The 12,822-nt window shown below is 56.1% G+C and carries 10 protein-coding genes; 5 read left to right on the top strand and 5 right to left on the bottom strand.

Annotation, left to right across the window (positions count from 1 at the left end; genetic code table 11):
- Positions 1–183: 183 nt before the first annotated feature.
- From metH to CSQ89_RS16650, 5 genes are all read right to left on the bottom strand, one after another.
- Positions 184–3,900, bottom strand: a complete 3,717-nt coding sequence (metH, locus tag CSQ89_RS16670; RefSeq protein ID WP_099407230.1) for a methionine synthase — start codon at positions 3,898–3,900, stop codon at positions 184–186.
- A 176-nt stretch (positions 3,901–4,076) separates the two neighbouring features.
- Entirely contained in the window at positions 4,077–4,526 is a 450-nt protein-coding gene (locus CSQ89_RS16665; RefSeq protein WP_099407232.1) for a GNAT family N-acetyltransferase, read from the bottom strand.
- Between the two features lie 5 nt (positions 4,527–4,531).
- The gene (gene ntrC / locus CSQ89_RS16660; RefSeq protein WP_099407231.1) at positions 4,532–5,935 is read right to left on the bottom strand and encodes a nitrogen regulation protein NR(I); all 1,404 of its coding nucleotides are present in this window, start codon (positions 5,933–5,935) and stop codon (positions 4,532–4,534) included.
- 17 nt (positions 5,936–5,952) lie between these two features.
- The gene (gene glnL, locus CSQ89_RS16655) at positions 5,953–7,023 is read right to left on the bottom strand and encodes a nitrogen regulation protein NR(II) (protein WP_099407229.1); all 1,071 of its coding nucleotides are present in this window, start codon (positions 7,021–7,023) and stop codon (positions 5,953–5,955) included.
- 268 nt (positions 7,024–7,291) lie between these two features.
- Complete coding sequence (locus CSQ89_RS16650; RefSeq protein ID WP_099407228.1) at positions 7,292–7,711, bottom strand: DUF4124 domain-containing protein; 420 nt, start codon at positions 7,709–7,711, stop codon at positions 7,292–7,294.
- Between the two features lie 188 nt (positions 7,712–7,899).
- Between CSQ89_RS16650 and creB the strand changes: the two genes are divergently transcribed.
- The 5 genes from creB (at position 7,900) to CSQ89_RS16625 (ending at position 12,637) form a co-directional block, all read left to right on the top strand.
- Positions 7,900–8,577: a two-component system response regulator CreB gene (gene creB, locus CSQ89_RS16645; protein ID WP_099407227.1), complete on the top strand. Its 678-nt coding sequence runs from the start codon at positions 7,900–7,902 to the stop codon at positions 8,575–8,577.
- A complete protein-coding gene (creC, locus tag CSQ89_RS16640) occupies positions 8,574–10,001 on the top strand; it encodes a two-component system sensor histidine kinase CreC (protein WP_099407226.1) in 1,428 nt (475 codons plus the stop codon). The genes creB and creC overlap by 4 nt, the downstream gene beginning before the upstream one ends.
- A 5-nt stretch (positions 10,002–10,006) precedes the next feature.
- Positions 10,007–10,759 (top strand): YdcF family protein, encoded by a 753-nt coding sequence (locus CSQ89_RS16635; protein ID WP_099407225.1) that lies wholly within the window; start codon positions 10,007–10,009, stop codon positions 10,757–10,759.
- Positions 10,760–10,885: 126 nt separating this feature from the next.
- Positions 10,886–12,229 (top strand): cell envelope integrity protein CreD, encoded by a 1,344-nt coding sequence (gene creD / locus CSQ89_RS16630; protein ID WP_099407224.1) that lies wholly within the window; start codon positions 10,886–10,888, stop codon positions 12,227–12,229.
- A complete protein-coding gene (locus tag CSQ89_RS16625) occupies positions 12,230–12,637 on the top strand; it encodes a hypothetical protein (protein WP_099407223.1) in 408 nt (135 codons plus the stop codon).
- Positions 12,638–12,822: the final 185 nt, after the last annotated feature.

Raw genomic sequence — 12,822 nt, 5'->3', positions numbered from 1 at the left:
GTTTACGATCCACGCTTCCTTCCCACGCTCGGTCGCCCTCACGCAGTTGCGCTTCACTTCGTTCGCTGTGATCAACTTACGGCGGGACTTCCACCCGCAGGAGTGCGCCCATGCTGGGCGCACATAAGATAAAAAACGACCGCCTTTGCAGCGGTCGTTTTTTTATGAAGCAGCCAAAGTAGATCAGGTGTTGTAGGCCAGGTTGGGGGCCAGATCGCGCTCGGCTTGTTCGACGCTGACGCCGCGGCGAGCAGCGTAGTCTTCCACTTGGTCCTTCTCCAGCTTACCCACCGCAAAGTATTGTGACTGTGGGTGGCTGAAGTAGAGCCCGCTCACTGCGGCCGTAGGCAACATCGCATAGCCCTCGGTCAATTGCATGCCAATGCTTTCCGCCCCCAGTACGCGGAACATATCGGTCTTGGTGGTGTGGTCGGGGCAAGCAGGGTAACCGGGTGCCGGGCGAATACCCCGGTAACGTTCTTCTGTAAGGTCATCCACCGTCAGGTCTGGCTCGGCTGCATACCCCCATATTTCCCGCCGCACCTTGGCATGCATCAGTTCGGCAAAGGCTTCGGCCAGCCGGTCGGCCAATGCCTTGACCATGATGGCGTTGTAGTCATCGTTGGCAGCTTCGAAGCGCTTTACATGCGAGTCGATATTCAGCCCGCCGGTGACGGCGAACATTCCGACATAGTCGGTCTTGCCGCTGGCTTTGGGCGCAACAAAGTCGGCTAAGCACCAGTTAGCCTTGCCCTCGGCCTTACGGTTTTGCTGGCGTAGGCAATGCATGCTCATCAGCTTGGTACCACTAACAGGGTCGTATAGCTCGATATCGTCGCCCACGCTATTGGCGGGGAATAAGCCGATCACGCCATTGGCCTGCACCCAGTTACCTTCGATTATCTGTTTGAGCATGGCCTGGCCCTCGGCGAACAGGGTACGGGCTGACTCACCTACTACTGCGTCGTTGAGAATCTTGGGGTATTTACCGAACAGTTCCCATGCGTTGAAGAAGGGGCTCCAATCGATGTACTCGGCAATTTCGGCCAGGGGGTAGTTCTCGAATTTGATTAGGCCTAACTGCGTGGGCTTGGGCGGGTTATAGGCAGCCCAGTCGTATTCGCCAACGGGCTGAAAGCGGTTGGCTCGGGCATCGGCCAGTTTGAGTAGATCAAGCTTGCCGCGGGCAGCGTGAATGGTGCGGATGTTTTCGTATTCATTGGCCACTTTGCTGACGTAATCAGCGCGCAGGCTGTCCGACAACAAATTGGAGCAAACACCGACGGCGCGCGAAGCGTCCGGCACGTAGATAACCGGCTGCGGGTAGTTCGGCGAAATTTTGACTGCAGTATGTACCTTCGAGGTTGTTGCCCCGCCAATCAGCAACGGAATACTGAAGCCCTGGCGTTGCATTTCCTTGCCTACGTGGGCCATTTCTTCAAGCGACGGGGTAATCAAACCACTTAGGCCAATGATGTCGGCATTCACTTCGCGGGCGGTATCCAGAATCTTCTGCGCCGGCACCATCACACCAAGGTCAATCACCTCGTAGTTATTACAGCGCAACACTACGCCCACGATATTCTTGCCGATATCGTGCACGTCTCCCTTCACGGTGGCCATGACAATACGGCCTTTGGCGGCTGAATCGACAGTACCAAGACGAATCTTTTCCTCCTCAATGTAAGGCTCCAGATAAGCCACAGCCGCCTTCATCACCCGCGCCGACTTCACCACCTGGGGTAAGAACATCTTGCCCGATCCGAACAGGTCACCGACATGGTTCATGCCATTCATCAAGGGGCCTTCAATCACATTGATTGGCCTTGGCAGGCTTTGGCGGGCTTCTTCAGTGTCTTCGACGATATAAGAGGTGATGCCTTTGACCAGGGCATGGGTGATGCGGTCCTGCAAGGAGGCAGTGCGCCAGCTCAGGTCTTCAGCCTTCTGCGCATTGGCATCCCCTTTGAAGCGTTCGGCCAACGCAATCAGCTTTTCGGTTGTGTCGCCACCATCGGCTGCGGCACGGTTGAGCACGACATCTTCAATGGCATGGCGCAGTTCAGCCGGGACTTCCTCATATACCTCCAGCGCGCCAGCGTTGACGATACCCATCGTCATGCCTTGCTGGATGGCGTGGTAAAGGAACACGGCATGGATGGCTTCACGTACCTTGTTATTGCCGCGGAAGCTAAAGGAGACATTGGAGACGCCACCGGAAATCTTGGCGTGCGGGAGGTTCTGCTTGATCCAACCCGTTGCCTGGATAAAGTCCAGCCCGTACTTTGCGTGTTCCTCGATGCCCGTGGCGACGGCGAAGATATTTGGATCGAAGATGATATCGGCGGGATCAAAGCCCACCTCTTCGACCAAGATGCGATAGCTTTTGCCGCAAATCTCGGTTTTGCGCTCGAAGGTATCGGCTTGACCGACTTCGTCGAAAGCCATCACAATCACGGCTGCGCCATAGCGCTTGCACAGTTGGGCATGCTTGATGAACTCGGGTATGCCTTCCTTCATCGAGATCGAATTGACAATGCATTTGCCCTGTACGCATTTAAGCCCGGCTTCGATGACGCTCCATTTCGATGAGTCGATCATCACCGGCACGCGTGAGATATCAGGCTCGGAAGCAATCAGATTCAGAAAGGTGACCATGGCTTTTTCGGCATCCAGCATGCCTTCGTCCATGTTGATGTCGATCACCTGCGCGCCAGCCAAAACTTGTTGGCGAGCTACCTCCAACGCGGCCGGGTAGTCGCCTGCCAGAACCAGCTTGGCGAAGGCGCGCGACCCCGTCACATTGGTGCGCTCGCCTACGTTCACGAATAAATCGCGGTCGCCGATATTGAATGGTTCAAGGCCCGACAAGCGCGATTTAGGTTCGATCTGCGGCAGGGCGCGTGGGCTTACCGTCGCCAGGGCCTCGGCCATGGCTTGGATATGCGCTGGCGTGGTGCCGCAACACCCACCGACGATATTGACCAAGCCTGACTCGGCCCACTCGCGTACCTGCACCGCCATGACTTCGGGCGATAAATCGTAACCACCAAAGGCATTGGGCAGTCCTGCGTTGGCGTGCACAGAGACAAAGCCTTCCGATATCCGAGCGATTTCTTCCACATAGGGACGCAGTAAGTCGGGACCCAGCGCGCAGTTCAAGCCGTAGCTGATTGCATCGGCGTGGCGCAACGAGTTATAGAAAGCCTCGGTGGTTTGGCCCGTCAGGGTGCGGCCGGATTGATCGGTGATGGTGCCGGAGACCATGACTGGCAAGCGTTCGATGTCAGGATGGTCGTCGAAGTACTTGTGGATGGCGAAGACTGCTGCCTTGGCATTCAATGTGTCGAAGATGGTTTCGACCAACAACAAGTCGGCACCGCCCAGTACCAAGCCATCAATGGCTTCGGTATAGCTTTCCACCAATGCGTCGAACGTGACGTTGCGGTAGCCAGGGTCGTTTACATCGGGGCTGATCGAGCAGGTGCGGTTGGTTGGGCCAAGCACACCGGCACAAAAGCGTGGTTTGTGTGGCGTCTTGGTGGTTTGTGCCACGCACAAGTCTTTAACCAGCTTGGCTGCCGCCACATTCAGTTCATGGACCAGGGCCTCCATGGCGTAATCGGCCATGGCAATGCGGGTGGCGTTGAAACTGTTGGTCTCGATAATGTCGGCGCCAGCATCAAGATAGGCCTGGTGGATGCTTGCGATGATATTAGGCTGGGTCAGCGCCAAGAGATCGTTATTACCTTTCAGGTCGCTAGGCCAATCCTTGAAGCGTTCGCCACGATAGTCCATTTCTCCCAGCGAATGCTGCTGGATCATGGTGCCCATACCCCCATCGAGCATCAGGATGCGTTCTTGCAGAAGGGCGGAAATCTGGGCGCGGCGCGAGGTCATGGGAAGTGCCTGATATTGCGGGGAAAGTGCACGATTTTATCACGTGGACCCATTCCACTTTGGCTTAGGGTGCGCTACGAATATGAATCAGACTCATGATGTGGGGAGGGAATCCCTTTGTTACGCCTGGAAATAATCTTGTAGTTACTGGCAAATAGGCGGCGCTGGTAGCAGTGCTACAAGGCTTTATGCATGAATAGGCTTAATGGGTCTGGTTGGTAATCCCCAAACGGCGTGCACTCGGCAAAGCCCTGTCGGCGGTATAGCGCGATGGCCTCGGGTTGATGGATGCCGGTTTCCAATTTGAGTGCAGTAATACCACGTTGTTGTGCAGCAGACGCTATCCCTGCCATCAGCGCCTTGGCAATGCCCTTGCCTCGACATGCCGGGTCGACATACATGCGTTTGATTTCGGCGTAGTCAGCTTTGGCGACAATGGCGGCGCAGCCGACCGCTTGCTCGCCCAACCAGGCCAGATGGAAGTCGACGTCTGGGTGTGCCAGCGCCTCAATACTGAGTAGGTGATTGGATTCGGCGGGGTAGAGCGATTGCTGATAATCGTCAAGGGCATCGATAAGCCGCCTGGCTTCTGGCTGCATCGGTGAGGTGACTTCGATTCGCAACATGCTAGTCATTCCCCGCTGATTTCCTGTTCCAGGTTTAACTCCTGAATCTTGCGTGTAAGGGTATTGCGGCCAAGGCCCAGGCGTTCGGCCGCCTCAATGCGTTTACCACCTGTGGCGGCAAGCGCGCGGAGGATTAGCGTACGTTCGAATTGCTGGGTCAGCACTTCGATAAAGCCACGCTCCCCTTCGCGCAAAAGGCGGTCAGCCTCATTAGCCAGTTGAGCAGTCCAATTGCCGCCGTTATGGGAAGCGCTGGCTTCACCTTTTAGTTCGGGGGGAAGATCCGCCGGGCCCACTGCTTGGCCGGGTGCCATTACCGTAATCCAGTGACAGAGATTTTCCAGCTGGCGCACATTACCGGGGAAATCAAAGTTTGCCAGTATGCGCATGGCTTCGTCGGTTAGCCGTTTGGCGTCCACACCAAGATCCCGCGCCGAGGTCACCAGAAAGTGACGCGTTAATAGTGGAATATCCTCGCGGCGTTCGCGCAGGGCAGGTAAGCGCAGGCGGATGACATTCAGGCGATGAAACAAGTCTTCGCGGAATAAGCCGTTTTTTACCCGATCTTCCAATGCCTGATGAGTGGCTGCGATCACCCGAACATTGGCTTTGATCGGGGTATGGCCGCCAACACGATAAAAATAACCGTCGCTGAGCACGCGTAAGAGGCGAGTTTGCAGCTCGGGGGGCATATCGCCGATTTCATCCAGAAACAGGGTGCCCCCTTCGGCTTGCTCGAAGCGGCCGGTACGTTGGTTTTGCGCCCCGGTAAACGCGCCGCGTTCATGGCCGAACAGTTCTGATTCAAGCAAGTCTTTGGGGATCGCCGCCGTGTTGATGGCGACGAGCGGCTTGCCACTACGTGGGCTATGCCGGTGCAGCGCGCGGGCAACCAGTTCTTTGCCGGACCCGGATTCGCCAGTAATCATCACAGTGGCGGCGCTTTGGCTAAGTCGGCCGATGGCCCGGAAAACGTCCTGCATGGCCGGCGCTTGGCCAAGCATGTCGGGTGTTTCTTCCTGCGGTATTTCAACTACTTCCTGCTTGAGACTTTCATCCAGCGCTCGGCGTATTAGTTCGACGGCATGGTCAACATCGAAAGGCTTGGGCAGGTATTCAAAAGCACCGCCTTGAAATGCGGCAACCGCACTTTCCAGGTCGGAGTGGGCCGTCATGATAATGACGGGCAGGCGCGGATAGCGTGTTTTCAGCTGACCGAGTAGGTCGAGCCCTGATTCGCCCGGCATGCGGATATCGCTGATGACAACGGCCGGGGTTTCTTGCTTTAAGGCATCCAATGCTTCCGATGCTGAAGAAAAAGCGTGGTGGGTAATACCTTCACGAGCCAGGGCTTTTTCGAATACCCAGCGGATTGAACGGTCGTCGTCGATAACCCAGACAGATTTCATAGGCAGCATTCTTCGCTTTATTTATTGTTTTTGCCGTCGACTGGTATCCAACCATTCAGCGGCAAGGTAATGGTAAAGCTGGTACGGCCTGTCTCACTATCGAATACGATTGTGCCGTTGTGTTGTTGGATAAATGTATGTGCGAGGTGAAGGCCGATGCCGGTACCACCAGGGCGGGCCGAAATCAGGGGGTAGAAGAGGGTTTCGCGAATGTGTTCGGGGATACCAGGGCCGTTGTCGGTAATTTCCAAGGTGAGGCCAAGGGGAAAGCGGCGCCGATTCAGCGTAACCTGCCGAGCAACACGGGTTTTGAGCACGATTTGCCCTGCGCCACGCATGGCTTGGGCCGCATTACGGACAATATTCAGCACGGCTTGGATCAGCTGTTCCTTGTCGCCGAAAAGATCGGGCGCACTGGTGTCGTAGTCGCGCCGTACCGCTAACCCGTTGGGAAATTCCGCCAGCAATACGCTGCGTACCCGTTCCAATACCTCATGGATATTCACTTCACCCAGCTGTGGCAGGCGGTGGGGCGTCAGCAGTTTATCGAGCAGGCTTTGTAGGCGGTCTACTTCATCTACGATGACTTGGGTGTATTCGGTCAGAGCTGGGTCGGGCAGCTCCTTTTTCAGTAGCTGAGCTGCGCCGCGAATGCCGCCGAGGGGATTCTTGATTTCATGCGCCAGGTTACGGATCAACTGCCGATTCGCTACTTGTTGTGCAGCGAGGCGCTCTTCGTTGGCGATCTTGCGTTGTTGGTCGGTGTGGCGAAATTCCAGCACAGTAAAGGCAGGTGACTCGATATCGCGCACGGTGAAGCCGACATGGATGGTATGGCCCAGCCGAACGGCCAGGGCCACATCGTGTTCGGTTACGCTGGCATTCTGTTTTTCGGCGGCATCGAGTGCAGCCAGGATTTCAGCGGGCTCGGAAAAGCAAGCCGATAAGGGTCGCCCGATGGTTTCGCGTGCCGAAAGCTCGAACAGGTTTTCGGCTGCCGTGTTGAGATGACAGACGATTCTCCCGGTATCCAGGACGACGACGGCAGTTTCGATTAATTCCAGGCCAGCAAAGGCGGGATGGGTCATAGACGTTGCCGCAGCGTGAGTTGAGCCAAGATCAGCAGATCCTAGTCTTAGCAAGTTACGGACCACAGCAGGGCACGTTTCCGAATGATATGAAATCAGCGGCTTAGGCGTGTTTTTTCTGATCCAGGCAGGAACGCGCTATTTTAGGGCGCACCGACAGCGCCAGCTTGCACCATTTTAGTGCATCTGGCCTGATTGGAAAGGCATCGATGGTATGAAGGCGAAGAATGTTTCGCTGAGACGTGCCAGATGGGGATGGACTGCGGGTCTACTGCACGCGGGCAATTTCTTTTTGCAGCGTCTCGATGTTCTTTTCATGGAACAGCGTTTTATCGCGTAGCTTGGCATCTTGCGGTGCCGCGGTCAGGCGTTGCCGGCTTTCAGTCAATAGCTTTTGCTCGCTGGCCATCTCATCTTGCAAGATCTGCCGACGACCTTCATCGCGGTTTTTCTGGGTGGCGCTGTCTACGCGAGGGAAGTTGCCGGGCGTCGGGTTGTTGGCTGCACGTGACTGGCCCGAGCGAGGGGCTGGCACACTATTGGGGGGCAATGGATCAAGCTCCATGCGTTTTGCCCCTTTGATGGGGATATTCGAGTAAGTGACCTGACCGTCCTTATCGACGTGCTTATAGATGTCTGCAACGGCAGGTAAAACAAAGCAGGTAATAAGCAAAGGGCGCAGCAGCATGACAATGGGGTGAAAAGCGATGGACGAATCTTAGCATGCCAAAGAAAGAGATATGGCGTGAGTAGGTATAGCCGCCATCGCGGTTTTTACACAGTGTACTAACTCGCCGGTAAGGGTTTGTTGATGGATCCGCCAATCCAATACGGCCGCGGTCTCGGTAGGGCCTGGATTCGCTACAATCACCCACCATGCGCAAACACATTTTGTTGATTGAAGACGAGGCGGCCATTGCCGATACGGTGGTCTATGCGCTCGAACGCGAAGGCTATTCGGTGAGTTGGCATGCGTTGGGGCGTGATGGCTTGGCAGCCTTTACGCAACAGCAGCCCGATCTATTGATACTTGATGTCGGTTTACCCGACCAGAGTGGTTTTGATATCTGCCGCAGTGTGCGCCAGCAATCCCAATTACCTATTATTTTCCTGACAGCACGGGCTGATGAGATAGACCGCGTGGTGGGTTTCGAACTCGGTGCCGATGATTATGTCCCCAAGCCCTTCAGCCCACGTGAACTAGTAGCCAGGGTGCGGGCCATTCTGCGTCGAGGCCAACCGCAGGCAATACCTTTGGCAACCGGGTTGCGCCACGATGTCGCGCGGGCACAGATCAGTCTTAACGGTAGAGCGCTGGACCTGACCCGTTATGAGTACCGTCTGTTGGCAGCGTTATTGGCGGAGCCAGAACGTGTGTTTAGTCGTGCCCAGTTGATGGATAAAGCCTGGGACGAGCCAGAGGCGAGTTTCGAGCGCACAGTGGATGCACATATCAAGAGCCTACGCGCCAAGCTGCGTGAATTGCAGCCCGAGTGTGATCCGATTCGCACCCATCGAGGCCTGGGCTACAGCTTCACTTGGGACAAGTCGTGAGGATTGGCGTCCGCATTTTCCTGGGTTACTTCCTGGTTGTGGGATTGGCGGCTTTTTTTCTGCTGGATACAGCGCACGACAAACTGGAGCCTGCATTACGGCAGTCAATGGAAGACACCTTGGTCGATACCGCGAACCTGTTGGCCGAGTTTGTACAGCCAGAGCTTCAGGCAGGTACGATAGTCAGTGGGCAATTTGCCCAGAAGCTTGAAGCTTTTGCTGCCCGTCGTCTGAACGCCAAAATCTGGGGTGTCCCAAAAGATCGGCCCAACCACCGTATTTATGTGACGGATGCTCTGGGAGTGGTGTTGTATGACTCCGACCACTTGGCGCTGGGGCAGGATTACTCTCGTTGGAACGATGTCTACCGTACCCTACGTGGCCAATATGGCGCACGGACCACACGGGGCGACCCGGATGACCCTGAAACCTCGGTGATGTATGTCGCAGCCCCTGTTTATGGCGATGGTAGCAAGTTGATCGGCGTCGTTACCGTGGCAAAACCATCACGTAGCGTGGAACCCTTCTTTGCGCAGGCATTTGGCAGCTTGGCCCGTGCTGCGGTGATAGTGCTCGTGGTGGGCTTGTTGATAGGACTCTTGCTGTCGTGGTGGTTGACGCGGTCCCTAAGCAGGCTGGTGAGTTATGCCAGCGCAGTGGGAAGGGGCGAGCGTGTGGTGCTGCCCGAACTGGGCGGAGGAGAGGTCGGCCTGCTGGGGCATGCGCTGGACAGCATGCGTAGTCAATTGGAGGGCAAGCAGTATGTCGAGCATTATGTCCATAGCCTGACGCACGAGCTGAAAAGCCCGCTTGCCGCTATCCGTGGGGCTGCTGAGCTGATTGAGCCCGACATGCCGTTTGAGCAGCAGACACGTTTTCTCGGCAATATCCGGCGTGAATCCCAGCGTATGACCGAAATTATCGAACGTCTATTGGAATTGGCGCGTTTGGAAAGCCGTACTTCGTTGCAAGCGCTCGACGATATCGCTGTCGGGGACTTGTTATCGGCTGTCGTAGAAGCCAAGGCTGGGCAAGCTGCAGCATGCGGTGTGGTACTGAAACAGCAGGCTGATGCAGGATTAACCTTACGTGGCGAACGTTTCTTACTGAGCCAGGCGTTAAGTAATCTGCTCGACAATGCCCTCGCTTTTTCACCGACCGGCACCACGATAGAGCTCAGCGCCGAGCGACGCGATGCCGCGGTGGTGCTCAGCGTACGTGATCATGGCCCCGGTTTACCCGACTACGCGCTGCCAAGAGTATTCGAGCGCTTCTATTCCCTGCCCCGCCCCGATGGCACGCCGAAATCGACAGGCTTAGGGCTGCCCTTTGTTAGGGAAGTCGCCAGTCTGCATGGCGGTGACATCCAGCTTGCCAATCACCCGGAAGGTGGTGCGTTGGCCCAGCTTTCGTTGCCGGACTAACCGCTATGCTGTTTTGGCTGAAAAAAATCATTGCTTCCCTATTACTGCCGCCCACCTTGCCGCTCCTGCTAGGGGTAGTGGGCTTATGCCTGCTTAAGCGCCGGCCCCGTATAAGTCGTGTGTTGATTGGATTGGGGCTGTTTGGGGTCTGGTTCTTTAGTGCCCCTGTTACTGTGGACTGGTTGGCGACGCCGCTGGAACAAGCCCGCCCCCCGAGCCTTGCCACTTTGAAAACTGCCCAGGCCATTGTTGTGTTGGGTGGTGGACGTGACCCGGTTGCGCCTGAGTATGGCGGCGAGAGTGTCAGCCAATATTCGCTGGCGCGTTTGCGCTACGCCGCTCGCTTGGCGCGCCAGACCAAGTTACCGCTTTTGTTGACCGGTGGTGCGCCTTCCGGTGGCCGGGCTGAAGCCGAACTGATGGCGGAATCGTTGCGGCTGGATTTCGGGTTGCAAGCACGTTGGGTGGAAAACGCATCTTTGGATACACGCGATAACGCCGTGTTCAGCAGCGTTCTGCTCAAGGCTGCAGGCGTACATCGCATTGTGTTGGTTAGCGACGCCAGCCATTTGCCCCGCGCGCGCTTGGAATTCGAACGACTGGGTTTTGCTGTGATAGACGGGCCCACTCGCTATATGGCCGGCAACTTGGGTAACCGGTTTACTTGGCTCCCTAGTGCTACGGCGGCTCAGGCAGGAAGGTTGGTAGCGCATGAATGGCTGGGCTTGTTGGCCCAACGGCTTCGTCCCGCTGATTAGGGCACACTTGAGCCCACCTTGCGTTTCAGGTGCGCCGCACCACTTCACATAGCTTCACATTCAACGCATCGTCAGCACATATGGCTTTGGCAGACTGCCTCCTGTCGATTCTTGGGAGGAAATGTGATGTCGAAGTCATTGATGTGGAAACTTGCCGCGATTGGCGGGTTGATTATTCTGTTGTTGATACCGCTGGGTATGGTCAATGGCTTGGTAAGCGATCGACAACACTACCGTCAGCAAGCCATTGCGTCGATCGCCGATGGCACGGCAGGCAGCCAGACGTTGGCTGGGCCTGTGTGGGTGCTGCCATACAAACAGTTGATGCTTGAGCCTATCGACGGAAAGCCCGATCAACACCGTGAAGTGTGGCGTGACCGTACAACGGCGCTCTTGCCCGATAAGCTGTCGGTTGCCGGGCAGCTCAAAACCGAAACACGTCAGCGTGGCATCTACCGTACGCAGGTCTATAGCACTGAGCTGGCGGTGACGGGGCATTTCCAACTACCAATCCGTGCGGGCCTCGCAGCAGATACCCAAATTCAGTGGGGCCAACCTTATCTGAGCGTTGGCATTGCCGATGTACGGGGTATCAAAACCAGCCCAAGAATCAACTGGGGGAGTAGCACGTTGGATTTTGCGCCGGGTGCCCGGCTCAAGGCATTGGGTGGTGGTATCCATGCCAACTTGGCGGCTTATGACGGCGCGGCGGCAAGTATTCCCTTCAGTTTCAAGCTAAGCCTCAACGGTATGGACGACCTGAATGTGGTGCCACTGGGCCGTGATACCGAAGTCAGTCTGCAATCGGATTGGCGCCATCCGAGCTTCAGTGGCCGCTTTTCGCCCGAAGACCGCGCTGTCAGCGACAAGGGCTTTACCGCCCGTTGGCGAACCAGTTGGTTCTCGACCAACCTGAGCGAGCATTTTGAGCAATGCGCTACCAGTAGTCAGTGCGAGCCATTTCAGAATGCGCGCCTTGGCGTGCGGTTGATCGAGCCGGTTGATGCCTACCTGCAAACCGACCGTGCGGTGAAGTACGGTTTCCTGTTTGTCTTCCTCACCTTCTGTACTTTCTTCCTCACCGAGGTACTCAAGCGTATCGCCATCCACCCTGTGCAATACGCCTTGGTTGGTTTGTCGTTGGCGGTGTTCTTTCTCTTGCTCTTGTCGTTTTCCGAACAATGGGCTTTTGGCCCGGCCTACCTGTTGGCGGCGTTGGCTTGTGTAACGCAAAACGCGTTTTATGCCAGCCATGCGTTGGGTAGTCGTTGGCGTGGGCTGGGTTTTGCCGGCTTGCTATCGGCGCTGTATGGCCTCTTGTATGTGCTGTTGCGCTCAGAAGACCATGCATTGCTGTTGGGGTCGCTGCTTCTCTTCGGCCTTTTGACCACCGTGATGGTGCTTACCCGGAAGTTGAATTGGTATGACCTGGCCAGCCCACCCAAGTCCCAAAACGAAGAGACGGTCTAAATGCCTAGCCCCAGCAAACGCCTTGATCTGCGCAGACTGATTTGTGCAACCCAATGGTGTGGCCTAATCCCGATGTTGATCGGTAGCGCCATATTCCTACTCTGGGTTTGGTCGGCCAGTACGCTACTGCCCTTGCTGGGGTTGCTGAATATGGTGTTGGGGCTATGCCTGTTTGGTGCGGGCATGGGGCTGCTGTATGCCGTGCGGCTGCGAGCCGGTGATCGTTGGTTGCCGGGCACCGCCATGGCGGCAGCGCTCTTGTTTGGGAATTTCCCGTTGGCGATTACTTATGGTGGGCTGGGTTCACAAATCGAGCTTGGCCGCCAGCGCGAGGCTGCGTGTCAAGCCATGCGAACCAACACGTTATACACGGGTGCCGCCGATGCCCGGCGTGTCTGTAAGCAGTGAATTTTTTAGGATTTTTGTGATGCTCGAAACTATTTCTGAAATGCCATTCTTTATCTATCTAACTGATGTTACGCAGTAGCTGCGAGAAGCAGCTGTAACTGATCATAAGCCGCGCGGGAGGCGTTGATCAGTAACTTGCGGCAAAGTGCGAATGGGTTCTTCTGCGTCTTGATGCTCAGGCATTC

The organism is Chitinimonas sp. BJB300 (genome assembly GCF_002735695.1).
In the GTDB taxonomy this organism is placed as follows: domain Bacteria; phylum Pseudomonadota; class Gammaproteobacteria; order Burkholderiales; family Chitinimonadaceae; genus Chitinimonas.
Note: the sequence above shows the minus strand (reverse complement) of the source record. Positions and strands in the feature narration are given on the sequence as shown.

Excerpts from the sequence above, each read along its gene's own strand:
- metH (WP_099407230.1), bottom strand. The coding sequence starts at position 3,900 with ATGACCTCGCGCCGCGCCCAGATTTCCGCCCTTCTGCAAGAACGCATC.
- CSQ89_RS16665 (WP_099407232.1), bottom strand. The coding sequence starts at position 4,526 with ATGTTGCGAATCGAAGTCACCTCACCGATGCAGCCAGAAGCCAGGCGG.
- ntrC (WP_099407231.1), bottom strand. The coding sequence starts at position 5,935 with ATGAAATCTGTCTGGGTTATCGACGACGACCGTTCAATCCGCTGGGTA.
- glnL (WP_099407229.1), bottom strand. The coding sequence starts at position 7,023 with ATGACCCATCCCGCCTTTGCTGGCCTGGAATTAATCGAAACTGCCGTC.
- CSQ89_RS16650 (WP_099407228.1), bottom strand. The coding sequence starts at position 7,711 with ATGCTGCTGCGCCCTTTGCTTATTACCTGCTTTGTTTTACCTGCCGTT.
- creB (WP_099407227.1), top strand. The coding sequence starts at position 7,900 with ATGCGCAAACACATTTTGTTGATTGAAGACGAGGCGGCCATTGCCGAT.
- CSQ89_RS16635 (WP_099407225.1), top strand. The coding sequence starts at position 10,007 with ATGCTGTTTTGGCTGAAAAAAATCATTGCTTCCCTATTACTGCCGCCC.
- creD (WP_099407224.1), top strand. The coding sequence starts at position 10,886 with ATGTCGAAGTCATTGATGTGGAAACTTGCCGCGATTGGCGGGTTGATT.
- CSQ89_RS16625 (WP_099407223.1), top strand. The coding sequence starts at position 12,230 with ATGCCTAGCCCCAGCAAACGCCTTGATCTGCGCAGACTGATTTGTGCA.